We start from the raw sequence: 25,852 nt of genomic DNA on the forward strand, positions 1-25,852 counted from the left end.
TTCCCCCTAATCCTTTTTATATTTTGACCTAATACTCCTTATAACTAAACAAAGTCCTATTATAAAAGATATAAAGAAACCTCCTATAGCAGTAAACTTTATCCATATATTATTTTCTATATTTGGAGATGCAATTATAAGGGAAGAACCCACTATAATCGATGCTAACACTAAGCTCAGTGATATTTGAGACGTTAACTCTAGTATACAATTTTCTAATTTTGTCATTTTAACATCTTCAATTTGCATTTTTATATTATTTCTTTCTATATTCTTTAAGATTGCTTTTAACTGTTTTGGAATAGTTTTTATATCAAGTAATATTTCTTCTACATTTTGTCTTGAACTTAAAACGACATTCTTAGGATTAAATTTATTCTTATAATGATGTTTCATAAACTCTTTTCCCATAGAACCAAAAGAGAAATCTGAATTTAAAGTTCTACTTGTTCCTTCTAATGTTATAACAGTCTTAGCAAGTGTCACAAACTGTGCAGGCATGACTATCTTATACTGTCTAAAAAATCTAAACAGTTCATTTAATATATCTGTTACATTTATTTTTTCTATAGAAATATCATAGTAATAATGTATTAGATAAAGTAAATCCTGTCTAAGACCTTTAATATCTGCTTCTCCATTTAACGCATCCATCTCTATCAACAAGTATATTATCTTGTCCACATTCTTTTCTACACCTGCTAGTGCAATTTCATTTAATTGGTTTAGAGTTTTATTGTCAATAATTCCAATCATTCCAAAATCTATATATGCTATCTTATTTTTAGAAACTACAAATATATTACCTGGATGTGGGTCTGCATGAAAAAATCCATGAGATAATACTTGTGTAAAAAAAGACCTCACTCCTATTTCAACAATAGTTTTTGTATTATATCCCAACCTATTTATTTTTTCTACATCACTTAATTTTGTACCATTAACCTTCTCCATTACTAAAATTTTCTTAGTATTATATTCTGGGTATATTTTAGGTATATATACTTCATCACTATTTTTAAATATCCTAGAAAATTTAGTTGCATTTATAGCTTCAAAAGTATAGTCAAGTTCTCTCATTAATTGAGTTTGAAATTCTTCAATCATTTGTACTAAATCTAAATTAAAATCTTTTTTTAAATCCTTTAAAGTATTTGCAATCGTTCTAAGAATCTCCAAATCAGATTTTATTATTTTCTCCATATTGGGTCTTTGAATTTTTACAATTACTTCTTCTCCAGTTCTAAGAACTCCCTCATAAACTTGACCAATTGAAGCTGCTGCGATTGGTTCTTCTTTAAACTCTAAGAATATTTCTTCTATATTTAATCCCACTTCTTCTTTAAATATCTCAATAGCTATATCTGAGTCAAATTTCTCAACATCATCTCTAAGTTTTGATATTTCATCAATTATATCTTGGTCCAACAAGTCTTTTCTTGTACTTAATATTTGTCCTATTTTTATATATGTAGGCCCTAGTTCTTCTAAAACTCTTTTTATTCTCTCACCAGTTGTCATATTTTTTATTTCTTCTGGTGGGTCAAAAAGTGGTATTTTATAAGCTATTCCTTCTATATTTAATCTTTCTACAATAAAACTAAATCCATACTTTATTAAAACATATCCAATTTCTCTATATCTTTTTAAATTTCTATAACTTATTCTCAAATATTTTCACTCCTAAAGTAGGTATACCCGAAAACTTACACCTTAATTTATAACATACATGACATTATTTTACCAATTGATACTCTAATATCTTATATCCTCTTTAATATTTAATTTTATCACATATACTAGTAATTTTATTAAATTTATTTAACTCAGCTAACTTTTATTTTTGACATTTTATACCTATCCTAATCAAACACTTTTTGAAAACTTAGATATCAACTAAATTTAATAAAATAAATTAGTGGTTGCCTCAAAACAGATTTAAGTATGTTTTGAAACAACCACCTTTTAATTTAATATTTTTGATTTTGTGCTGCCTCTAGATACCATTTATACGATTCATCAATATATCTTTTGTCTTCTTCTGTAAGTTCTCTAACAACCTTACCAGGAGAGCCCATTATTAAAACACCTGGTGGAAACTTCTTATTAGATGTAATTAATGTACCTGCTCCTATCAACGTATATTCTCCTATCTCAGCATTATCCAATATTATTGAACCCATACCAATCAAGACATTGTCGCTTATTTTACAACCATGAACTATTGACCTATGTCCGACTGTTACATTATTACCAATTATAGTATCTGCATCTCCATGTACTATAGAGCAATCTTGTATATTAGTATTTTCTCCAATAGTTATTGGTCCTTCATCTCCTCTAACTACTGCATTATACCATACACTTGAATCCTTACCTATTTTGACATTTCCAATTATATCTGCTGATTTTGCCACAAATACACTGTCATCAATTAAAGGCTTATCTTCTAAATAATCTCTAATCATATATAAACAACTCCTTTAAAATATAAATTTAGTTAGTTGCCCCTTCTAACATTAACTTCGCTTGTATCATTATAGAACACTCTGTACGTTTTCTTTGCATTTCACATCCTAATTCATATGGCTTTGATATGTCATTATTAAAGTTTATTGCATTTGCATGACATCCACCTGAACAGTAAAACTTATTCCAACATTGTTTACAATCTTCTTTAGTGTATACATGAGCTTCTCTAAACATGTTTTTTAAGCTTTCTGGAAGTACAATTTCTTTATCAAATATATTTGCCATTTTAAATTCTTCATTTCCAACAAATTGATGACATGGATATATATCTCCATTTGGGGTTACAGAAAGATACTCATTTCCAGCTCCACATCCAGTTATTCTTTTTATTACACATGGTCCTTGATTTAAATCTATCATAAAATGGAAAAACTTAAATCCATCTCCTTGTAATTGTCTATCTGCATAATCTACAGCAAACTTCTCATACTCTTCAAATATCTTAGGTAAATCTTCTTCTCTAAGTGCATATGGATTACTTTCATCTCCAACAACTGGCTCTACAGACGTTAATTTGAATCCTAAATCTGCAAAATGCATGACATCTTTAGCAAAGTCCAAATTATCTCTTGTAAATGTTCCTCTTATATAGTAATACTTATCTTTTTCCCTTTTTTCCACAAGTTTTTTAAATCTTGGCAATGTAATATCATAACTTCCTTTATCATTTAAAGTTGGTCTCATATTATCATTAACTTCTTTTCTTCCATCTAAACTTAAAACTACATTGTGCATATTTTCATTTATATAGTCTATAATTTCATCATTTAATAGTACACCATTTGTAGTTATTGTAAACCTTATATTCTTATTATAATCTTTTTCAATACTTCTACCATAATCAACCAACTGTTTTACAACTTCAAAATTCATCAAAGGCTCTCCACCAAAGAAGTCTATCTCTAAGTTTTTTCTACTGCCTGAGTTAGCAATCAAATAGTCTATTGCTGCCTTACCTACTTCAAAACTCATAAGTTCTTTTTCTCCACCAAAATCACCTTGAGCTGCAAAACAATACTTACATTTTAAATTACAGTCATGGGCTACATTCAGACATAAAGCTTTTACTACAGGCTCTCTATGTACAAAACTTGGATGATATTGATATGTATCTTCTGTATATAAAAGACCTTCTTTTTCTAAATTTGATATTTCTTCATATGCTTCATTTATTTTTTCTTCTTGATATTTAGATTTCAATATATCTAATACTTCTTCTTTACTTTTTTCTTTATAAAAGTCTAATAAGTCGTATGCAACATCATCTAATACATGAACAGCTCCACCATTCACATCTAAAACGATATTATATCCATTCATAGAAAATTTATGTATCATACTCATAACCTACCTCCTAAATTACTATCTATACTAAAGTTTTTTATTGTTTTAATTAAACTTTACCCTTCATTATATCATAAGTTTATCTAAAATACATACAATACAAAAATGACTTACTATTCGTAAGTCATTTCATTGGATACACTACATCCCCCTAAATTGGCACAATAATACACTATAAAATATATGTTATGCGCCCCTAAAATAAATTTTATTTCTAATTTTTATATAGTTTTAATCTTATTAAAATATAATAATTTCTTTTTTATAATAATTTTATATAATTGCTTGTATTTAATTTATCTTCTTTAAATGCTTAATTTCTTTAGGAACTTTAGGTTGATGTATAATCCAGGGACAAGTACTATTAGCTGACAAGATTGCAGTGCTAAGTGCTAATGAACTAGCAAACTTCATAAATTTTACAAAAAACTTCTTCATAACTTAATTCTCCCTCACACATATTTTACTTAAATTCTTAGCTTTTAATTTCCCTAATAACAACATTATAAAAATCCAAAACATAGCAAATACGCTATATATGAAATAATCTACAAATATATTCAATAAAAAACTTAAAACCGTCATTAATAATATTACTGTAGATATAGACACAGCAACTTTTTTGTAAGTTGACTTTTCTCTATCACTTATAGGATTGCTTCTATGTTCTATTGGACATAGAATACAAATTCCAACCCAACTAATGCTAGCAATAACCATAATGATATTTTTAAATAAGTATAAATTTAGGTTTTCTATAATTAATATTGTAGATAAAATTATAAAAACAAAAGTCAATAGACACCTAAAATAATTGTCTGCATGATACCCACCTGAAAATTGTCTTATTGGACAGTAACACATTAAAAAAAACAATATATATGTAAATTTACCAAATAAAAAACCTATGAGCAGCATGGTAGTTATATTAACTATAAAAGCTATCAATATTTCAAATCCATAAGAATAAACTTTGGACTCATTATTATCTATCATATTATTACAAATTAAAACAGATGTCATTTTATCAGCAGATTTCTTAAACATTTTTACCTCCAAAAAAATTTTACATACATAGAATACCTTCTTTTTTGAGAAAATTCAATATACTTTACAAAACTAGTTGCTAAAATTGTAAAACTGGTCAAAAAAAGACCTATATAAATCTTTGGCTATTCTTTATATAACAAAATAATTATAATAAAATACTTTTACTATGCTTTATATACATAAAAACACCTAACTTATTACTATAAGCTAGGTGTTTTTACATATATTTTTCTATATATTTTAACTTTGTTTTTGTTTTACATATTGTAATGCTTTTCTATTCTGTTTTACTGCTTCCAAGCAAATTTTTTCTGTTTGATTATAAACAAATTCCAAAGCTCTATAATTTTGTTTTACTGCTTCTAAGCATATCTCTTCTGTTTGTCTCTTTACATATTTTAGCATTCTATAATCTTGCTTTACTGCTTTTAAACAAATTTCTTCTGTTTGCTCTTTTACATATTTAAGAGCCTCATAGCTTTGATTTACCGCTTCTAAGCAAACTTCCTCTGTTTGTTTCTTTACATATTGTAAAGCATTATAATTTTCTCTTACTGCCTCTATACACATTAATTCAGTCTGATTTTCTATATATTTAAGAGTCTTTCCATTTTGTTTTACTGCTTCTACAAAAACTCTTTCTGTTGGAACTTTTACATAGCTTAATATTTCTTTTATTTGAAGTTCTTCAAATGAACCTTTTATCGCCTCTATACATACATCTTCTGTCTGTTTTTTTACATATTGTAATACTTTTCCATTTCGTCTAACTGCTTCCATACATATATCTTCTGTCTGTTCTTTTACGTATTGTAGTGCTCTTCCATCACTTCTAACTGCTTCCATACATATATCTTCTGTCTGTTTTTTTACATATTGTAGTGCCATATAACTTCTTCTTACTGCCTCTATACATATTTTTTCTGTCTGCTTATTTACATAATACAAGGCAAAATCATTCTGTTTTACTGCTTCTATACATATTTCTTCTGTTTGTTCTTCCACACAAGGTAGAGCACTATAGTTTTCTTTTACTGCTTCTAAACATATAGTTAAAGTTTGTTCTTTGACATAAGCTAAAGATTTTCCATCTTTTTTTACTGCCTCTAAACATATAGTTGGAGTTTGCTCCTTTATATCTTTAAGTATTTCTGCCACATCATTCTTTGATGCTCTTTCTATAAATGCTAAACATACCTCTTCAGTCTGATTTTCTACAAATTTAAAAACTTCCATGACATCATGATTAGATGCGTTTTTTATAGCTTCAATTAATACATTATCTGTCTTATCATTTATGTAATATAAAGCTCTGTAGTTCTGTTTAACTGCTTCTATACAAACATCCTCAGGCTGATTTGTTATATACTTAAGAGCCTTGTATGTCTGTTTTACTGCTTCCATACATACTCTATAAGTCTTATCTTTTACAAACTCAATTATAGTCCCATCCTGTTTTACTGCTAATAAACACATTTCTTCTGTCTGATTTTCTATGTCTTTTAATTCTCTGTAATCATATTTTACTCTGCTTAAGTCATTTAAATGTACTTTATTGTCTTCCTTTGAATTCTCCTCATTATTCTCTATATCATCCTCAAATTCTTCATCATCTAAATAGTCATCTTTTTCTGGTAAAAATATAGATTTAATTTTATTTTTTATATCCATAAAATTAACCTCCTTTAATACGATTTTATCATTAAAGTAAATCGTTTTTAAGTATTTATTTAATTAATTTTATATTAAGTTCCTTTAAAAGTCTATTCATTGTCGATAGATTATATTTTATATTAATAAATTTATTTTACATATGTGGGGTGATAAAGTTAATATTGGACATTTTTCATCCCATTAGTATACACTATTTATATTTATTACTCATTTATAGTGATTTTTTTCAATTTTTTTATCATTTACTATATCATAATCATTCAATTTATGATATTATTTAAATATAATATAAGTTTTATAAAGTATATTAAATATATTATAAAGATGGAGGTCGAGTAATTTTGAAAGGAAAGATAGTACAATTTAATTTTGCAGATATAGAGGAAGAAGTATATTCGTTAGATTATGCCATAGCATGGAATACAGATGAGGAAAACGTAAACATAATCCCATTTACAAATAAATTCTGTAAAGAATCTATAGAATCTTTTTGTCTAGGTAAGATTGACAATTTTGTTGAAATATTAAATGAAGGATTTGTTGAAAATCATCATTATGTGCATTTAGACAAAATAATCAGCGTCCCTAAGAAAAAAGTCAATTTAGTGTATCAACAAGACACACATGGCCATCTTTTAAGAGATGATAATAATGACCTTATTCCTGCAAAAATAACTTCAGAACAATCTAAATCTATATCAAATAAAATGGAGTTATTCTGTGCTGGTGAAGAAAAATGTTTAATTAATATATTACTAAAGGCTGACCCATCATACATTTTAGATGTAGATAGTATAAAAAATAAGGACATATTAAACTTAGGTTATGAGTCTATTGATAGATACAAAGAATACAATTTTGATGATGATAAGATTTTAATATTTTTTATAAATAAAAAACGTTACTCAGTAATTATGAAAAAAACAAATGATTCTAGTAATGATTTAAATGCTAGAAATAATGCTATTAAAAAATTATTTGCTACTAATGCAGAAAGTCTTAGCTAGTATTATAAATTTTTAAATTAAATTAACAATAGTATACAAAATGGGAGTAGATAAATCTACTCCCATTTATTTATAATAAACAAATAAATCCATAAACCCATTGAGTGATTATAATTTTTAGATTGTGTTATCTTGCATTTTTAAATTTAAGGTAACTTTCTATTCTAAACTTTAATCTCTATATCAATATCATCAACTGTAACCACTTACAATTAAATCTTTAATAATCAAACTTTAGACTCTCTATATTAAAACTCAAATTAGATTCAGGATTTATTTGGATATCACATTTATTTTATTAATTTTTTATTATTTATTTTTATTTATAAACTTAGTCTTCCCTTAATTCTATTATTAAATACTTTTAATTATTTTTCAATACAATATTAATTTTTAACAATATTTATTCTAGATTTATTTTGTAAAGCCAGACACTTTCCACACTCCTTTTTCATTTACAACATCAATATTAATATCTGAGAAAGTTCCTCTTCCAGTGTCACTCATTATATCATTACCCCCAAATATCACATTATAACATCTCTTATCATTTTCTTTTAAATCCATCTTTTCCATATATACAATTTTATCATTATCAATATAATCTGGTAAATTCATCTCAAACTTAGTATCATTAAAAAGCTTATGATTATCCAAATTAATAAAGAGAGTGCTTATCTTACTTTCTACATCCATAGTAGTTAATAAAACCTTTGTATTATTTTCTTTTATAGCCTTTATATACATTTTTATTAAATCCTCATTACTTAGCTTTGATACCTCTATATATAAAGGATTTGACTTATCTATACAATTATCCTCCACCCATATATTTAAGTCTTCTTTTACCACATCTTTAAAACTATGTCTTTTTAAGCTAATAGCATTCCCTTCATGCCTTCCAGAATCAATATATGACCCTACAATTTTCCCTTCATACCTTATTATTATACCTCTAGTACTTAATAGAGTATCTTTAAGTCCATCTGATAATGGTTCTGTTAAATTATATATCTCAGCAGTAATCTCTTTTGATTTTAAGTTTGAAAAGTCTAAACCTATATCTTTAGATAACTCTATATTATATGCCCAGTATATCTTCTCCACTGTATCTTCGGATGAGTACTTAAAATTATTTGGAATTGTTTTTTGTTGAGAAGCTATTAGAAAACTTGGTGTCCAGTTATACTTTTTAAAAAGTTCCTTTACATCATTAGGTACTTTTGAATATTGAGGCCTAAATTCTTCAAGTGATGATGTTAACCTAAAAAAATCATGTGGTACATTAAATTTTTCATTATTATATTCAATATTTCCAACATTATGTGTACTATTATATGAGTAATTTATGATTTTTTGTTCTCCTCCACTATTATAAAAATTTATACTCTGGCTTTTTGATGTAATCTCATTTGTGTTCTTATCTTTTTCATCATAATCCTCTACACTATTTAAATAATTTAATATTTCATCTATTAGATGTTTGTCTGAAATTAAAATTGGCTTATACTCTTTTTCTTGACTAATATTATTATAAATCTCTATTTTTTTTGTATCTTTTAAATCTAAATATATTTTTTTATCCTGTTTATCACTTATTAAGTTGTGTTTTGTATTTAAATATAATATTATAGAACTCAAAACAAGTATAGCTATAATAAACACTTTTGCTTTTATTCTTTTCAAATTGTATACCTCCATTAAATATTTATTAGATGCAGACTATATTCTTAATACCAAACTATAAATATTATAATATCTTAAATTATACAATAAAAAAGCCATAGTATATATAACAAACTATGGCTTTTACTTATTCATAAAATAATTTTCACTATCTATAATCTACCTAAATAAGTATTTATGTAGATATAATTTAATAATTACATATTAAAACTAGTTTCAATATATTTCTTTATTTCTTCAGCAGTACCCATATTAAGTACCTCATCAGCTAATTTTTTCATATCTGATTCTTTAACTGAAGTTATTAGCTTTCTAGCAGGAAGTATTGATATTGGAGACATAGAGAATTCGTCTAATCCCATACCTAAAAGTATTGGTATCATTTTTTGGTCTCCAGCAGATTCTCCACACATACCTGCCCATTTACCTTCTTTATGTGCATTGTCTATAACAGTCTTTATAAGTCTTAAAACAGCTGGATTAAATTGGTTATAAAGATAACTTATTTTTTGATTCATTCTATCAACTGCACAAGTATATTGAATTAAGTCATTAGTTCCTATAGAGAAGAAGTCTACATGTTTAGCTAGTACATCAGATATTACAGCAGCAGATGGAACTTCTATCATCATACCAATTTCTACATCTTTAGCATAAGCCACACCCTCAGAATCAAGTTCTGCTAAAACTTCTTTTACAACTTCTTTAGCTTGTAATAATTCTTCTAAAGATGAAATCATAGGGAACATGATTCTTAGTTTCCCATGAACACTTGCTCTATATAAAGCTCTTAATTGAGTCTTAAATATATCTTTTCTGTCTAAGCAAAGTCTTATTGCTCTATAACCTAAAAATGGATTCATTTCAGGTTCCATACTTAAATAACTTAATTCTTTATCTCCACCTATATCCAATGTTCTTATAACTATAGGTTTTCCATCCATTCCTTCTAGTACAGCTTTGTAAGATTCATATTGAATTTCTTCAGTTGGGAAAGAATCTCTATCCATGTATAAAAATTCTGTTCTATAAAGACCAACACCTTCAGCATCATTCTTTATTAGACCTTCTATATCATTAGGAGTCCCTATATTACCAGCTAATTCTACATGCTTTCCATCCAAAGTCACAGATGCTTTTCCTTTTAATAACTGTAATGCTTTTCTCTCTTCTTCATATTTAGCTTTTAACTCAGTATATTTATTTATAGTCTCTTCATCTGGATTAATGATTACTTCACCAGTATCTCCATTGAAGACTACAAAATCTCCATCCTTAACATTTGAAGTTATATCACTTAATCCAACGATTGCAGCTATTTCTAAAGTTCTAGACATTATAGCTGTGTGAGAAGTTCTTCCACCTATATCAGTTAAAAATCCTAAAACCATTTTTTTATTCATAGTTGCTGTATCTGATGGAGTTAAATCATGTGCTATCAATACTACTTCTTCACTTAAAGCAGATAAATCAACAACTTTAATTCCTAATATATGTCTAAGTATTCTATTTGTAACATCTTTTATGTCTGCTGCTCTTTCTTTCATATATTCATTGTCCATAGACTCAAACATACTAACAAACATCTCTTTTATTTCATTTAAAGCATACTCTGCATTTACATTTTCAGTTTTAATCTTGTCTATTGCAGAACCAATTAATTCTGGGTCTTCTAAAACTAATAAATGTGCTTCAAATATTTCTGCCTCTTCTGCTCCTAATTCTTCAGAAGCCTTTTCCTTAACCTTTATTAATTCTTCTTTAGAAACTGCAACTGCATTTTCTAATTTAGCAATTTCCGCTTCAACATTATCTATAGATTTTTTTTCAATTACTAATTCACTATGCTCAACTACTAACGCTTTCCCTAAAGCAACACCTGGAGAAGCACCTATTCCTTTGTAAGCCATAACTCTACCTCCTAAAAAATATCTTCTGTATTTTTACACTGAATTTATGATTAAAAATATCTTATTTCATATTCTAAAATATTTGTATTTTCATACCCAATTAACAATAGTCTTAATCTTCTGATTAAATAAACATGAAAGTAACAAAGAAATTAAATATCTACAAATATCAATCTGTATATGTTTAATGTTTCTCTGTTACTTTTACTTTAAGTAATGATTAGATTATAAATATCAATCTAAAAAATTATTATATCTATTCTCCAAATCCACTTTCAACTAATTCAACCATTGCAGCTAAAGCTACTTCTTCATCGTCTCCATTTACAACTAACTTTAATTCTTCTCCTTGAGCTAAACCTAAACTCATTATTCCCATTATTGATTTTGCATTTACAGTTTTGTCTTTTGCTACAACTTCTACTGTTGATTTGAATTCAGCTGCCTTCTTAACAAACATTCCTGCTGGTCTAGCATGTAATCCACTTGCATTTTTGATACTAACTACTTTTTCCATTTTTTAAATCCTCCTATAGACTTTACATTTTATATTTTTTAAAATTGTTTTCCTATTTTTTACTTTAATGGTACTTAGTGGTACTTTTTTGTCCTATGGTCATTTTTTGTTCCCACTAGTGCTACAAAAATATTATACTACTAATATACACTTTTTTCGAGTATAATTACAAATTTTTTTTTGTTTTTTATTTAACTTTGATTTTTTAAGTCTTTTATAATACAATTTGTCAATAATTTTGTATTTTTGTTCTTTTTAATACTAATTTTAGGTCTGATTTCAAAATTAGAAGCTAAGTTCTTATTAGAATCAATATTTGTATTTACAACATCTATAACTTTGTTAAAATCGTATAATTTTATTCTATTTATGCTATTTTCTTCAAGTTTTTTTTCATATATACAATAAAATAAATCTTTATATGAAAAATTTTTTGGTAATCCAAGTGTCTCACCAAGCTTTGGTATTACACTTTCCATAATAGTTCTTAAAGAAACATCTCTCTTTATATTTAATAAATTACAAATAAATTGCACAGTTTCATTACTCATACTTCTAAACTTATCAAAACAATATTCTTCATTATATTTATATTCTACATCAAAATAGTATTTAATCCCATTACATCTTTCATATGCTTTCATAGTATCCAAATAACCCAATCGAATATTTTTTTCTACATTATCTCTATCTTTATTAAGAGAACCTCCCAAATATTCTGATGGTATTATAGTTTTTATATTTATATTCTGATGTTTATTTAAATTCATTCTTCCAAGAAAATCATCAATCAACCTAATTACAACAACATCTTCATAACCTTTGTCTTCTAAAAGTCCTATTGGCATATTATCACAAAACATTCCATCAAGATATAATTTATCATCCATTATATTTGATTGAAAAATAGGCAAACTAGAACTAGCAATTAAATAATCAATCAATCTTCCTTGTGGCATATCTTCAATATATAAAGGATGTGGATTAATCTTTTTATCCCACCAAACTGTAACAAGCCCAAAGTCTTTTTTTGATTTTCGTATTACATCCTCATTTAATGTAGTTTCCATTAATTGTCTCATGGGGCTTATATCTATACCTTCATTTTTTCTAGCCTTATTTATAAGTTCAAAAAGTGCATTGATATTTTTAGTAGTAAAATCTACATTTTTAAATTTCTCATAGGTATCTTTATCCATATTCATAAAGTGAGTATAATCGTAGTTTAACCAAATATCTTCCATTACTTCAATATCATTTTGAATTATATATGCTCCATTTAAAGCACCAATTGATGTGCCAGTTACTCCTTGAAACTCTATCCCAAGCTCTCTTAAAGCCTTATAAGCCCCTATTTGGTAAGCTCCTTTTGTTCCTCCACCTTCTAAAACTAATCCTTTCATATTATCACCTACTATATTAAAAACGTTTCTGATTTCTATTTCTCAGCAAATATTAATTCAAAAAACTATTTTTAGTTATTGGAGAAAAATAAAATTGCACAAATTTATTTTTATTTTATCAAAAAAACATTTAAAAGTATATATCTTTAATACTTTTTATACGGTTAACTTTTTATTCAAATCTTAGATAAATAATTAACATCCTGTAATTTTATTCATATTTATAAAAACTTATATACCTAAAGAATCAATTATTAAGTTATCCATTTTTATCTGTAACCTTTCTACCTTTTCTTTATCTATAGAGTTATTTAATAAAATTGATATTATTTGCTTTGATAAACTCTCTATTTCTTCATAATTATTATCTCTAAAAATTCTTATCTTCATAACCTTATTAGGATAGTAGTCGTATATATTTTTGCTCATTTTTTTAGCAGTTATCTTAAAGTATTTATCATAAATACTGGAATTTAAAATTCCAACTAGATATTCATATGAAAATTTATCTAAATACTCTTCTTTTATGAAAAAAGAATATACATCTGCACTTGAAAAGTTATTATCATAATCTATCGCAAATCTATTTTCTTTTGATTTATAAGGATACATTATTTTTTTCCTTTCGAAGAAAAGCTTTTCTCTTCCCCACTGAAGTTCATACCATTTCCTTATTCCATTTTTGCATTCTCTTCTGTTTTCTAGCTTTGACTTATATATTCCTATAATCTCATCAAGTATTTTCTTATTTTCTTCTTCATTATCTATATCATTCGAGTATATCAACCTATATTCACTTTTATCTACTGTATATTTATTTATATTTTTACTTTTTATCCAACATTTTAAAAATTTATCATCTACAAGGTTCAATTTTACATCATTTTTACTTAAAATAAACGCTTTATCACAACCTGTAATTATTCCTTGAAAACTTATTGCTATATCTTCCAAACTATAGTTACACTTTTCTTGTATCTTATTATAAAAAACTCCATCAGCTTTATTTACGAGTATCCATTCATCAGACAACAAACTTTGATTTATATTAAAATAATCAAAATTGCTACTATTTAAAAGTTCTTCTAGAGTTCCAAATTTATTTATACAGATATCCTCATTTTTTATTTTAAATATATCTATAGATTTGTCTTTTGATTTTTTCTTATCAAAAGTAAGTATACAACTAGATACCCCTATATTTTTAAATATATTTGCACCTAAAAAATCAACTATTTCTTTAACTCTGACATTTGATTTAATATATTCTCTCAAATCTTTACCTGATAGACTTTCTAAAAAATATCTTGGAGTTATAACACTGCCAGTGCCTCCTTGTTTCAAGATATCTATAATCCTTTTATAAAAACAAAAATACAAATCAGCCTTATCTTTATAAACTTCACTGTATTTTTCTATAAGAAATTTTTTATATTTCTTTTCAAGTTTTTTGTGACCAATATATGGTGGATTACCAATTATATAATCAAACTTATATCTCCAGTTCTTTTTAAGGCTATCACAACAAAATAGATTAATCTTTATATCAGATTCCCCTAAGTCATTTATTGCCTTTTTGTTTATTAAACTGTCTTTTAAGATTTTTATTGCTTTCTCATCAATATCAGCACCATATATACAATAATTTAATATATGACTGTGTATATTATCAACAGTCCAATAAGTCTCGTCATACTTCTCTTTTAATTCATAGATGTTTTCCTCAAATAAATCATATAAAATATCGTATACTTCCAAAAGAAAATTTCCGCACCCACAAGAAATATCGAGTATTCGTGGGTATGGATTTTTAATTATATCGTGACTTTTTAAAGTTTTTTTTACAATATAATCGACAATGATTTTAGGAGTATAATATATTCCACTTGCTTTTTTAGTATCTACATCTAAACTATTCTCATACTCTTTAGACAGCAGAAAATTGTCTTGAGATATATCATCCATAGCTGAAAACCTCCAATTATTATCATAGTTGAAAATTTATTATTCTAGTATTTGTCTTATAGATTTTCTTGATAAAAGTTTATAGATTTCTTTTTCTATTTCTAGTAACTCACGATTTACTTTGCAACCTTTTAAGCAATTACTGCAATTAGATACATATCTCGTACATTTATTTATATATATTTTCCCATCAATTACTTCTACAATAGTTCTTAAACTTATTGTATCCAATGATACATTTAACATGTATTTCTTACCATCTTCTTTATTAAAAGTAAGTATATTATTTGCACAAAGTTTTCTAAGAAGCTTATACAATGTTAGTACTGGTATATCTTCACTTTTTAGTATTGTTTTAGCATCTATTGGATTATCTTCACCATTATTAAATATAGCTCTTATAATTCTTATTGAATAATCTGCATCTTCTGAAATCATTCTTCCGCCTCCTCAACTGCCATGTATTTATCTAAAAAAGATTCTTCTAGATTTACATAACTTCTGTCAGTAAGAATTCTTTTATAACTACTCTCATCTAAAGGCTTAAAAAATATGTACCCTTGTATTAAATTACATCCCATTTCATTTAAAACTTTAACCTGCTCCATATCCTCCACACCCTCACATATAACAGTTAAATTTAAATCTTGTGAAAGATTAACAATTGCTTTTACCATAAACTTTGTCTTTGTATTTGTAACTATATCTAGTATAAGTGACCTATCAATTTTTATAACATCTAGTGGTATCCCCTTAAGATTGATAAAATTTGAGTTGCCTACCCCAAAATCATCTAATGATATATCTATACCTAAAGATTTAATTTCATAAAGTCTCTCACTTATAAACTTTACATCTCTTAGTGCTGTTGTTTCTGTAACTTCTATTTCTATGAGCTCTTTAGGAACGTTGTATGTATTAAACATTAATTTTAAAAAATCTACTAAATCATTTTTATATAGTTCTACTCTGGAAAGATTTATTGAAACTGGCAAAACATTTATCCCTTCTGAAATCCAATTGTCAATAGTAACAAAGACTTCTTGAATCAGCCATCTACCAATATTATTTATCAAACCACTTCTTTCAGCTATAGGAATAAACTTATTTGGTCCAACCATACCTAAAGACGGATGTATCCATCTTATTAATGCCTCTGAACCTATAACTTTACCTGTACTCGAATCAACTTTAGGTTGATAATGAATTACAAATTCCTTATTTTTAATAGCTAAAAATAAATCTTGCTCTATTTGCATAAGTGATTGTATTTCTTCTTCCATTATAGAGTCAAATTCTACATACTCTATGTGCTTTAATCCTTTTGATTTAATTCTTGCCATATCAGCATTATCCATAGCTTTTTTTATATCAATTTCATCATTATTAAATCTATAAATTCCAATCGATGCCTCAACATTTATATTCATTTTAAAACTGTCAATCTGACTTAATGTCACAATTTTATTCTTGATAAGATTTACCAAATAAGGAATTTTCTCTTCTCTATCTTCAAGCTTTATTATTAATATAAAAACATCACTTTTTAGTTTTCCATAAATAGCCTCTTCACCAAAATAACTTTTTAAATTACTTGAAATATTATCTAATACTTCATCTCCTAGTTCATAACCGTATATATCATTTATAAGTTTAAGTCTACATAAATCAAAACAAGCCATTACACAGTTTTCTTTCTTATTGCTGATAATATAATTTTGAATATGTTTTAAAAAGTTCTCATCTTTAGTAATATTTATAATCTTATCTGAATTATTATTATTTACTATTTCTAAATTAAGGTTCTCCTCATATAGCTTAATTTTAAGATATGAAATAAATACATTTATAGTAAATAATATTAGTAAAAGTAAAATTAATGCCTTTATATCTATTCCAACATGTCTTGTGAGTAAAACTATTCCCAAAATTCCGATTATGATAAAAATTATTTTATTTAAACTGTAAATTTTTGTCATACTATTTTTATTCATATAAATTCCCCTATATTATTTTTAAATTATATTACAGTCAAACTTTTCTATATTAATTATAAAGCACAATCGATAGTAAATCAATGTAAGTTAATATCACAGATAAATAACTATACTACACTAAATTTACTTTTTTTAATTTCATAAATATTAATTTTATTAGCAAAAAAACTATGAAATTAGATATATGTAAAATAATTTCTAATTTCATAGTTTTTAAATTCTGATAGTATTTTTTAATCACATCTCAACAAAATAAATTTAATGCAAACTACACAATTTCATGTTTAAGTAAATACATACACAAAAGCTAATTTAACTTATTTTTTCCCATTAGAATCTAAGTATGAAAGTATTCCTTGAACAATTCCTTCAGTAAGTTGGTCTTGATATTTTTCATTTATTATTTTTTGTTCTTCTGATGGCGTCGTTAAAAAACCACACTCTACCAATATGGCAGGCATACTTGATTCTCTAAGTACTTCAAAGTTATTTTCAACTATACCTCTATCCCTTACTTTAACATAGGATGCTATAGTACTTTGTACTGACTCTGCAAGTTTTTTTGAACCATCTGTCGCTTTATTTCTATACCAGGTTTCTATACCTGTTGCTGTATTTCCATTTTTCTCTGCATTTAAATGGATAGAAACAAGCACATCAGCAGAACTATTTTTCGCTAGATTAACTCTATCCATCAGCGATACATATGTATCATCAGTTCTAGATACTACAACTTGAATATCTTTCTGTTTAGCTAATTTATTTGCTAATTTCTTTGAAATTTGTAAATTTAGGTCTTTTTCATATCTGTTACTAGTCTTACTTTGGGTCCCTTTATCATTTCCTCCATGACCTGGGTCTATGAATACAGTATATTTTTTATTTTTATTTTCTTCTTCATTGCCAAGGTCAAATTGTTCTGACTTAACACTTTGTTGTTGGTTGGTATTATTACTTTTATCCATCCCTTTTACTAAGGCTACTACACCTTGAGTAACTTTAAATGCAATAAATAAAAATAATATCGTAAAGCAAACCAACACTACTAATTTTTTCTTATTTAATTTTCTTTTTTTTCTATTCAAATGGCTGGTATTTTTAGATTTGTTTCTTGAATTATTGTTATTATTGCTTTTTGACATTTTTTCACCCTTCTTGGTATAGATTTTCACATTTTTTTATAATATTAGTGTTATTTTTTCATAATATTAGTGTTATTTTACCACCAAGAAGGTTTTTTTTCAATAATTTAAAACATTCTACAATCTAAAACTTCAAATTTCTCTAATTATCCACCTAAAGTAACATCTTGTGTATCATACCAGCTAAAAGCATCTTTTATATCATTACCTCTAAAATCTGGCCAATAGTTATCTATAACATAAAAATCTGCATAAATTGATTGCACAGGTAGAAAACCGCTTAATCTCCTTCTTCCACCCCATCTGATTATCAAATCTAATCTTGATACATCAAATGACTGTATGTAATCTTGTATGTTATTTTTATTTATATTTTCTGCTCCTGATATATTATTCAAGTCCCAATACCATCCATAATTTACCAATAAATTTGCTTTTATCTGACTTTCCTTCGCTTGAATTCTACTAGTATATGGTAATAATTCTTCTGGGAACATTGGAGATTTTGTATTTCCAACAACTAGTAAAGCTGCTCCTTCATCTATGAGTATATTTGCAGCATCAATACATGCTTTTGTAAAAGCTTTTGTTTGAACTGATGGACGTCTTGTATTATCAGTTGTAAACCCATAAAAAGTTACTTCTTCACAACCTAAATCTCTACATAATCTATAAGATTCTAATCCAGGATTTATTCCGCTTTCATATCCTCTATCTTTTGTCATACCATTTTGACTCGCCCATCTTCTATTTCCATCTGGGATAATTCCTACATGTTTTGGTATTCTCATTTATAATCACCTCTTAATAGGTATTATTATCAAAATATTACATTATTAATCAAAACTGTAACATTAAATACATTTATTTTTATATAATTATGTAGTAAACTAATTTAAGATAGAGTTTAAAAAACTTGGAGGTTTATCATGAAAAAAATTTTAATATTGTTTTTTTCGATAATCTTATCATTTGGAATGGTTAGTTGTTCTTCAAGTGGTGATTACAAAAACGTTTCTACATCAAGAATTGAAAAGGCATTAAAATCTTCTGATTTACTTGTAAAAGAATCAAAAGTCTTTGATGCAAAAGAGTTTAACTATTTCAATGACGTAGAAGAAGACATCATTCAAGGTTTTGTAATCAATTCTTCTGAAAAATTATCTCTAGAAGATATTATCGTCATAAAAACTGACGATGTAGATAAAATCTATAAAACTCTAGAAAATTATAAAAAAGACATGATACAAGCACCTTTTGGAGAAGGACATGGAGAAAAAAGCAATTCTGAAATAGCAAATAATACTATAGTTGAGAAAGCTGGCAGATATGTTTATCTAATTTCTGCTGAAAATGCCTCTCAAGTAGAAAACAAAATACTGAGCATAATAAAAAAATAAATATCCTTATCGATGTTTATTAAATATCAATGTAATTTTTATATAAATAAATTTATTTTATTAAAAATTACATTGATATTTTTTATTTATTTAATTAGTGTAATTTAAATCTCTTTTAACTTTTTCTTTTTTCCTAAAACTAGACTTATTAATATAAATCCGACCATAATTACAGTTAATACCAAGTATGTCATCCATGCTAATGTATATCCTCCAGACATATCATATAGCTTTCCTGTAACAGCTGAACCTAAAGCTGCACCCAATAAAACTACTGCATTTACTACACCAACTATTGTTGAATAATCTCTTTTACCAAATATCTCTGATGTTATAAGAGCAGGTACAATAGTTCCCATACAGTTTCCAATACCCCAACATATAATAAATACGATTATAGCTGGATACTTACTAGCAAATAATAGAGCCAATACCCCTAAAAATACTTGCAATCCCACAAATATAACACCTTTTTCACATCCAACTTTATCAAATACATAACCTAGAAGTATTTTCCCTAATATAACTACTCCCATATTTATAGATATAACACTTGCTGCAAAGGTTGGAGAGTACCCTATATCAGTCAAATAAGATGCAATATGCATTTGTACTCCCATAGCTATTATTGTAATCAAAATTAACCCTACAACCATAATCCAAAATATTTTAGTTTTTACAGCATCTCCAAGCATGATTCCTTTTGCAGAATTGTCTAAAACGTTTTCAGAAGAATTGTTATATCCATATGGCAGTAAACCTTTATCACTTGGTTTTTCAGACATAAATATCAAAACTATGGGTATAGTTGTAACTAAAATTATTATTCCCAATACTAAATATGATTGTCTCCAACTATAGTTTAAGATTATATAGTTAGCTATAGGATTAAATATCATACCACCTACTCCACTTCCCATAAAAGTTAAACCTAATGCTAGACCTCTTTTTTCTACAAACCAATTGCTTATTATTATTGACAGAGGAGTTAGAGTTGTCATACCTAACCCCAATCCTGAAAATATACTCATTAAATAAAAAACATATATACTGTTTGCATATGAATATCCTATATAACCAATTCCTGCTAATACACATCCCACAAGTATTATATTTTTTAGTTTAAATTTTTTTGCTAATTTACCCATAAAGAGTGCTATTACCATAGTAGACAAAGCAATTACTGTATAATAAAGAGAAAACTCAGACCTAGAAAAACCTAGGTCTTCTGTTACAGGTTTTATAAATAAACTTGCACAATTATTTACTATTCCATAAACAGATATCATTAATATTAAGCCAGCAAATACAACTAACCATCCTCTAAAAAACCCTTTTTGTGAGTTAGATATATTATTTGATTCCATTTTTTACCCCCCAATTTTAGTGAATTTAAGATTAATTTATTATTTAAAGCATAATTCTATTCTTAAAATAAAGATTATACCAATGGTTTATATTCAAATCCGTCCAAAGATTTTGTAAACTCTTCTTTTGATTTTTCAAGCTTTTCTCTGTCCATTAAGATATCATATGCAGAACAAGCAAGCACTTTTGCTGCACTTAACATTGCCTCAAAACCTACATTAGAACCAGATGATGAACAAGCTTGCCAAGTGTGAGCTGCTGTACCAATAGGCCATGCTGCCATAGCAAATTGTGCAGTTGGTACTATATAACTTATATCTCCTACATCAGTTGAACCAGATACATTTTTGTATTTATAATCTTCAAAGTCAGCAATATCATCATGTAGGTATTTTTCTACTATATTAAGATTTCCTTGAAATGAAGTTGCTACATTTCTTCTTTCTTCTTTTGTAATTGTATTTGCTAATTTATAAGCAAAATCTAAATCTTCAGCTTTAAAGTTAGGTGCTCCTACCAACTTCATATTCTCAGATACAATATCTGTCAGACTTTGATTAGGTAAATAATCATACATTGCATCTATAACTTCATATTCCATTTCTGTTTCTGTCATCATCGCTGCTCCTTTAGCAACTTTTACCAACCTATCAAGAGTACTCTTTACATCTGATGCTTTTTTACCTCTTAAGAAATACCATGACTCTGCAGAACCAGGGACTATATTTGGTCTTTCTCCCCCATTAGTTATTACATAATGCATACGTATAGAATCCAGTATGTGTTCTCTTAGATAATTAGCACCTACATTCATAAGTTCAACTGCATCAAGTGCACTTCTACCAGTATGTGGAGACTGAGCTGCATGAGAAGTAATTCCTTTAAATCTAAATTTCATAGAGAAGTTTGACAGACTAGTTGGTCTCCAAGGGCTATTTATATCAAAAGGATGCCAACTGAAAGCACAATCTATATCTCTAAAACATCCTTTTTTATACATATTGCATTTTCCTACCCCACCTTCTTCAGCTGGACATCCAAAATACTTTATAGTTCCTTTGATATTTTCTTTTTCCATAACTGCTTTTAATGCTACTACTGCTCCTACACCTCCTACTCCCAACAGATTATGACCACAACCATGTCCTGGTGCAGATTCAGTTATAGCTTCTTTAGTTAAAGATACTTTTTGAGATAATCCTGGTAAGGCATCATATTCTCCCAATATCCCTATCACAGGTCTACCTTCTCCAAACTCTGCTACAAATGCAGTTTCTATTCCTTGTACAGTATTTACTTTAAACCCATTTTCTTCTAAGTATTTCTTTTGTACATCGCTTGCAAAATATTCTTCATATGAAGTTTCTGGATTTTCCCAGATTCCTTTTGCCATTTCTACTAAATCTTTTTTATGTTTATCAACACAATTAATTAAATCATTTTTCATATTTAAAACCCTCCTAGGAATAATTATTTTTTACTTGTGATTTAATATATAAGCAATGACTGTGCCAAATAAGTAGATTTTATCTCATTAAGTCTTGTAAGGCTTGTAAATGCTATTTTTAAAATTTTAATTATTCTGATTAAAATAAATAGTATTGTAAACAAAAAAAATAAACGGGATACCATTAAATCGATATCCCATTTATCTTCCTATTTATAAGTTTTTAGTAACCCATTTCTCCCCTTTTTCTTCAAGATGGCTCCCATTTCTCCCAATACTCTTCCCAATATATCCCTCTGACTCTAAAAAGTTCATAATTACTCTAACACTATGTTCACTTGAATTTACATTGTTTGATTGTAACTTCTTCACTATCATTCTTCTTCCACAATTTTCTTTATATAATATCCTCATAATCTCACATGCTATAATATTATCTCGATGGCTTAAGTTTTCAAAATATACATTATAAGATTTTTCTATATTCTCATTACTTTCATAATCTGTATTGCTAATTATATTATTTTCATATGTTCTGTTTTGATTATTATTATATGTATTTAAAGTAAATTCTTTATCTTCAATATATTTATTTTGGTAAGAATCTTTATATATCATAGGCAAATCATTTATTGTAAGTAGTTCACCACCAAAATTTCCGACATATTCAATACAATTTTTTAATTCTCGTACATTTCCATCCCATTTGTATTTATACAGAAACGTTCCCAATTTATCATCGATTTTTTTATAAGGATATCCCATATTTGCTAAAAAATAATTACATAGTATAGGTATATCTTCTTTTCTCTCTTCAAGTGGAGGTATACTGAGTATGCAAGTACTAAGTCTGTAAAACAAGTCTTTTCTAAAATTACTAGAATTTCTAAGTTCATCTATAGTCTTATTAGTAGCTGCAATTACTCTTATATCCAATCTAATTTTTTCATATCCACCAATTTTAACTATTTCCTTCTCTTGCAATACTCTTAAAAGCTTCACTTGAAATAATTGACTTGTATCTCCTATTTCATCTAAAAATATAGTTCCACCATTAGCTATTTCAAATAAACCCTTTTTACCCTGAGCCCTAGCCCCTGTAAAACTTCCACTTTCATATCCAAACAATTCACTTTCAAGCAATTCATCTGGTATTGCTGCACAATTTATAGATATAAATGGTCGATTCCTTTTATCTGAACAATTATGAATCGAATGAGCATACAACTCTTTTCCTGTTCCAGTTTGACCTAATATCAGTACAGTCGAATCTATTTTAGCGTATTTTTTAGCATATTCTATAACTTCTTTATTCTTCTTAGAGCTTCCTACTATATCATCAAATGTATATTTAGCCAAATAAGATTTATTTATTTTTCCAGTATTTCCTTCATATGCTTCAAACACTTCATCTATAAATATAGACTCTTGATAATTTTTACCCATAAAGTTTATATTGTTTTTGCTAACTATAAATTCTTTATTTAGATTTTTATCTGAGTAATATATATTCTTTTTAAGATTTGTTCGTTTAAATAAGTTGTATATATTCAGTAAAGGCTTAATTGTACTTAAATTTTTTCCTATATTACTTTCCTTTATATTAAGTAATTTTCTTGCATAATCATTATATAGCTCTATAGTTTTATCTTGATTTAAAATAATCATCCCTATTGGTATCGACTGAACCTCCTATGACTAAAGTCACAGGGTTCCTGCTTCATAGAATTTTGTGTACTAAAATATGTCTTACAAACTCTCCACAGGCTATCCCCGTAGTTCCTACGGTTCTTACATAAGTTATCTATTTTAAACTCTTATTAGTCTTAATCCTTCTTTTAGTATATTTATACTTGCATTTATATCTCTATCGTGAGTTACATTACAACAAGGACAAATCCATTCTCTTATACTTAAATTCTTCATTTCCTCGTTTTTATACCCACATTTATTGCATATTTGTGAACTTGCAAAGAATTTACCTACCTTTACAATTTGTCTACCATACCAATTAGCCTTGTATTCTAATTGACGAACAAATTCTGACCATGACACATCAGAAATTAAACGAGATAATTTACTATTTCTAGTCATATTCTTTACTTGTAAATCCTCTATGCAAATAATATCATTCTCTCGTATTAATTTAGTAGATAGTTTTTGTAGAAAATCCTTCCTTTGATTAGCTATATGTTCTTGAAGTCTTGCAACCTTTAATCTTGCTTTATTTCTATTTAAACTACCAATTGTTTTTCTCGATAGTTCTCTTTGTAATTTAGCAAGTTTATTTAATGACTTTAGAAGATACTTAGGATTTTCTATAAATTGTCCACAACTTGAGATACAAAATTCTTTAATTCCTAAATCTAAACCTATCTGATTATTAGTATTTTCAAATGCTTCAATCTCTATATCAGTACAACATAATGATACATAATATTTACCACTTGGTTCTTTGGATATAGTAGCATTAAGTATTCTCCCTTGAGGTACTTGTTTATCCCTTACTTTAACCATACCAAGTTTAGGTAATTTTATATATTGACCAAGGTGCATAATATTTCCATTTGTAAAGTTAGTTCTATATGAAAATCTATTAGTTTTCTTTGATTTAAATTTAGGAAATCCTGTATTTTCTTTAAAGAATTTTTTATATGCGTTTTCTAAATCTTTTAAGGTGTTTTGTAGTGAAAATTTGTCAGGTTCTTTAAGCCACTTTAATTCTTTTTTTAAATTGGTCAAATCAGAACTGCACTGTTTATAAGTAAAAGTTTCTTTATCATTTTCATAAACTTCTATTTTTTTAGAAAGATATTTATTATATACAAATCTACAACATCCGAAAGTTTTGTTAATTAACTCTTGCTGTTTTTTATTTGGATACATTCTAAACTTATATGCTTTTTCCACTACTATCACCTCACTTTACTTGTTTTTTCTGAATATGTAATACTGGATGTCTATATTTTACACACCATACTATATGGTATTGTACTAAATATACATATCTGGGTCACTTCAATTTTTCCTCACCCATCCTAATATTAACAAGTGCAATTTTTTTAAACAAGTATTTTAAAGGTTTTTATATTTATTTCTAAATAACATATGTAAGAACCGTAAGTCCTAACTTTTATCATTTTTGAGGTTGTCGTTCACATAAGTTCGCTACTACCTATGCAGTTCTCTTATGAACTTCTTACACTTTCATGCAAGCACAGACTATATCTTATCCTTCGGCATTATCCGTTAAGGTCTACCCACTTCCACTACCAATAGCTTGTAGTGTACTTCCCTCAAGAGGAATAGTCGTTGAAGTTTCTCCTACTTAGGAGCTTACCTGCTGATTGCCCATTTTAAAGTACTTAGGGTTTAACCTTATACCATCTAACCAATTTTTTCTACTTTCG

21 protein-coding genes and 1 pseudogene are annotated in these 25,852 nt (G+C 27.0%); 2 read left to right on the forward strand and 20 right to left on the reverse strand.

What is annotated here, in order from left to right:
- Positions 1-6: 6 nt before the first annotated feature.
- The 6 genes from ACTG47_RS14900 to ACTG47_RS14925 form a co-directional block, all read right to left on the reverse strand.
- A complete protein-coding gene (locus ACTG47_RS14900; RefSeq protein WP_479925129.1) occupies positions 7-1,671 on the reverse strand; it encodes an ABC1 kinase family protein in 1,665 nt (554 codons plus the stop codon).
- A 299-nt stretch (positions 1,672-1,970) separates the two neighbouring features.
- A complete protein-coding gene (locus ACTG47_RS14905) occupies positions 1,971-2,468 on the reverse strand; it encodes a gamma carbonic anhydrase family protein (RefSeq protein ID WP_169469925.1) in 498 nt (165 codons plus the stop codon).
- Positions 2,469-2,496: 28 nt separating this feature from the next.
- Complete coding sequence (gene scfB / locus ACTG47_RS14910; RefSeq protein ID WP_479925130.1) at positions 2,497-3,876, reverse strand: thioether cross-link-forming SCIFF peptide maturase; 1,380 nt, start codon at positions 3,874-3,876, stop codon at positions 2,497-2,499.
- A gap of 291 nt (positions 3,877-4,167) precedes the next feature.
- Positions 4,168-4,314: a cyclic lactone autoinducer peptide gene (locus tag ACTG47_RS14915; RefSeq protein WP_479925131.1), complete on the reverse strand. Its 147-nt coding sequence runs from the start codon at positions 4,312-4,314 to the stop codon at positions 4,168-4,170.
- A 3-nt stretch (positions 4,315-4,317) separates the two neighbouring features.
- Positions 4,318-4,923 carry an accessory gene regulator ArgB-like protein gene (locus ACTG47_RS14920; protein WP_479925132.1) on the reverse strand — a complete coding sequence of 202 codons (606 nt, stop codon included), beginning with the start codon at positions 4,921-4,923 and terminating at the stop codon, positions 4,318-4,320.
- A 243-nt stretch (positions 4,924-5,166) separates the two neighbouring features.
- A complete protein-coding gene (locus ACTG47_RS14925) occupies positions 5,167-6,597 on the reverse strand; it encodes a DUF4116 domain-containing protein (protein ID WP_479925133.1) in 1,431 nt (476 codons plus the stop codon).
- Positions 6,598-6,941: 344 nt separating this feature from the next.
- On the opposite strand from ACTG47_RS14925, the gene ACTG47_RS14930 reads away from it, so the two are divergent.
- On the forward strand, positions 6,942-7,607 hold the full coding sequence (locus ACTG47_RS14930) for a hypothetical protein (RefSeq protein WP_169469920.1): 666 nt from the start codon (positions 6,942-6,944) through the stop codon (positions 7,605-7,607).
- Between the two features lie 414 nt (positions 7,608-8,021).
- On the opposite strand, the gene ACTG47_RS14935 is transcribed toward ACTG47_RS14930, so the two are convergent.
- The 9 genes from ACTG47_RS14935 to uppS form a co-directional block, all read right to left on the reverse strand.
- Positions 8,022-9,293, reverse strand: coding sequence for a DUF4830 domain-containing protein (locus tag ACTG47_RS14935; protein ID WP_479925134.1), 1,272 nt, complete (start codon positions 9,291-9,293; stop codon positions 8,022-8,024).
- Positions 9,294-9,490: 197 nt separating this feature from the next.
- On the reverse strand, positions 9,491-11,203 hold the full coding sequence (gene ptsP, locus ACTG47_RS14940; protein ID WP_479925135.1) for a phosphoenolpyruvate--protein phosphotransferase: 1,713 nt from the start codon (positions 11,201-11,203) through the stop codon (positions 9,491-9,493).
- A 256-nt stretch (positions 11,204-11,459) separates the two neighbouring features.
- On the reverse strand, positions 11,460-11,720 hold the full coding sequence (locus ACTG47_RS14945; protein WP_054271330.1) for an HPr family phosphocarrier protein: 261 nt from the start codon (positions 11,718-11,720) through the stop codon (positions 11,460-11,462).
- Positions 11,721-11,911: 191 nt separating this feature from the next.
- On the reverse strand, positions 11,912-13,123 hold the full coding sequence (locus tag ACTG47_RS14950) for a patatin-like phospholipase family protein (protein ID WP_479925136.1): 1,212 nt from the start codon (positions 13,121-13,123) through the stop codon (positions 11,912-11,914).
- Between the two features lie 231 nt (positions 13,124-13,354).
- Positions 13,355-15,088, reverse strand: coding sequence for an N-6 DNA methylase family protein (locus ACTG47_RS14955; protein ID WP_479925137.1), 1,734 nt, complete (start codon positions 15,086-15,088; stop codon positions 13,355-13,357).
- A 39-nt stretch (positions 15,089-15,127) separates the two neighbouring features.
- Positions 15,128-15,526, reverse strand: coding sequence for an Rrf2 family transcriptional regulator (locus ACTG47_RS14960; RefSeq protein WP_169469915.1), 399 nt, complete (start codon positions 15,524-15,526; stop codon positions 15,128-15,130).
- A complete protein-coding gene (locus tag ACTG47_RS14965; RefSeq protein WP_479925138.1) occupies positions 15,523-17,082 on the reverse strand; it encodes a putative bifunctional diguanylate cyclase/phosphodiesterase in 1,560 nt (519 codons plus the stop codon). Before ACTG47_RS14965 ends, ACTG47_RS14960 begins: the two co-directional genes overlap by 4 nt.
- 320 nt (positions 17,083-17,402) lie before the next feature.
- Positions 17,403-18,227, reverse strand: coding sequence for an N-acetylmuramoyl-L-alanine amidase (locus ACTG47_RS14970; protein WP_169469913.1), 825 nt, complete (start codon positions 18,225-18,227; stop codon positions 17,403-17,405).
- Between the two features lie 146 nt (positions 18,228-18,373).
- On the reverse strand, positions 18,374-19,018 hold the full coding sequence (gene uppS, locus ACTG47_RS14975; protein ID WP_479925139.1) for a polyprenyl diphosphate synthase: 645 nt from the start codon (positions 19,016-19,018) through the stop codon (positions 18,374-18,376).
- A 138-nt stretch (positions 19,019-19,156) separates the two neighbouring features.
- Between uppS and ACTG47_RS14980 the strand changes: the two genes are divergently transcribed.
- The gene (locus ACTG47_RS14980) at positions 19,157-19,627 is read left to right on the forward strand and encodes a DUF4358 domain-containing protein (RefSeq protein WP_169469911.1); all 471 of its coding nucleotides are present in this window, start codon (positions 19,157-19,159) and stop codon (positions 19,625-19,627) included.
- A 104-nt stretch (positions 19,628-19,731) separates the two neighbouring features.
- On the opposite strand, the gene ACTG47_RS14985 is transcribed toward ACTG47_RS14980, so the two are convergent.
- The 5 genes and pseudogenes from ACTG47_RS14985 to ACTG47_RS15005 all read right to left on the reverse strand — a co-directional run.
- Positions 19,732-20,994, reverse strand: coding sequence for an MFS transporter (locus ACTG47_RS14985; protein WP_479925140.1), 1,263 nt, complete (start codon positions 20,992-20,994; stop codon positions 19,732-19,734).
- A 74-nt stretch (positions 20,995-21,068) separates the two neighbouring features.
- The gene (locus tag ACTG47_RS14990; RefSeq protein ID WP_479925141.1) at positions 21,069-22,442 is read right to left on the reverse strand and encodes a M20 family metallopeptidase; all 1,374 of its coding nucleotides are present in this window, start codon (positions 22,440-22,442) and stop codon (positions 21,069-21,071) included.
- A 213-nt stretch (positions 22,443-22,655) separates the two neighbouring features.
- Positions 22,656-24,122: a sigma-54 interaction domain-containing protein gene (locus ACTG47_RS14995; RefSeq protein ID WP_479927090.1), complete on the reverse strand. Its 1,467-nt coding sequence runs from the start codon at positions 24,120-24,122 to the stop codon at positions 22,656-22,658.
- Positions 24,123-24,251: 129 nt separating this feature from the next.
- Entirely contained in the window at positions 24,252-25,361 is a 1,110-nt protein-coding gene (gene tnpB / locus ACTG47_RS15000; protein WP_479925142.1) for an IS200/IS605 family element RNA-guided endonuclease TnpB, read from the reverse strand.
- Position 25,362: 1 nt separating this feature from the next.
- A pseudogene (locus ACTG47_RS15005) lies at positions 25,363-25,449 on the reverse strand (transposase); the annotation flags it as partial.
- Between the last annotated feature and the right edge of the window lie 403 nt (positions 25,450-25,852).

The organism is Clostridioides sp. LIBA-6622, from assembly GCF_056716095.1.

Bases quoted from the DNA above. Each gene is read 5' to 3' on its own strand.
- ACTG47_RS14955 (WP_479925137.1), bottom strand. From the start codon at position 15,088: ATGGATGATATATCTCAAGACAATTTTCTGCTGTCTAAAGAGTATGAG.
- ACTG47_RS14990 (WP_479925141.1), bottom strand. From the start codon at position 22,442: ATGAAAAATGATTTAATTAATTGTGTTGATAAACATAAAAAAGATTTA.
- ACTG47_RS14925 (WP_479925133.1), bottom strand. From the start codon at position 6,597: ATGGATATAAAAAATAAAATTAAATCTATATTTTTACCAGAAAAAGAT.
- ACTG47_RS14960 (WP_169469915.1), bottom strand. From the start codon at position 15,526: ATGATTTCAGAAGATGCAGATTATTCAATAAGAATTATAAGAGCTATA.
- ACTG47_RS14945 (WP_054271330.1), bottom strand. From the start codon at position 11,720: ATGGAAAAAGTAGTTAGTATCAAAAATGCAAGTGGATTACATGCTAGA.
- ACTG47_RS14965 (WP_479925138.1), bottom strand. From the start codon at position 17,082: ATGAATAAAAATAGTATGACAAAAATTTACAGTTTAAATAAAATAATT.
- ACTG47_RS14970 (WP_169469913.1), bottom strand. From the start codon at position 18,227: ATGTCAAAAAGCAATAATAACAATAATTCAAGAAACAAATCTAAAAAT.
- uppS (WP_479925139.1), bottom strand. From the start codon at position 19,018: ATGAGAATACCAAAACATGTAGGAATTATCCCAGATGGAAATAGAAGA.
- ACTG47_RS14905 (WP_169469925.1), bottom strand. From the start codon at position 2,468: ATGATTAGAGATTATTTAGAAGATAAGCCTTTAATTGATGACAGTGTA.
- ACTG47_RS14950 (WP_479925136.1), bottom strand. From the start codon at position 13,123: ATGAAAGGATTAGTTTTAGAAGGTGGAGGAACAAAAGGAGCTTACCAA.
- ACTG47_RS14980 (WP_169469911.1), top strand. From the start codon at position 19,157: ATGAAAAAAATTTTAATATTGTTTTTTTCGATAATCTTATCATTTGGA.
- ACTG47_RS14920 (WP_479925132.1), bottom strand. From the start codon at position 4,923: ATGTTTAAGAAATCTGCTGATAAAATGACATCTGTTTTAATTTGTAAT.
- ACTG47_RS14985 (WP_479925140.1), bottom strand. From the start codon at position 20,994: ATGGAATCAAATAATATATCTAACTCACAAAAAGGGTTTTTTAGAGGA.
- scfB (WP_479925130.1), bottom strand. From the start codon at position 3,876: ATGAGTATGATACATAAATTTTCTATGAATGGATATAATATCGTTTTA.
- ACTG47_RS14915 (WP_479925131.1), bottom strand. From the start codon at position 4,314: ATGAAGAAGTTTTTTGTAAAATTTATGAAGTTTGCTAGTTCATTAGCA.
- ptsP (WP_479925135.1), bottom strand. From the start codon at position 11,203: ATGGCTTACAAAGGAATAGGTGCTTCTCCAGGTGTTGCTTTAGGGAAA.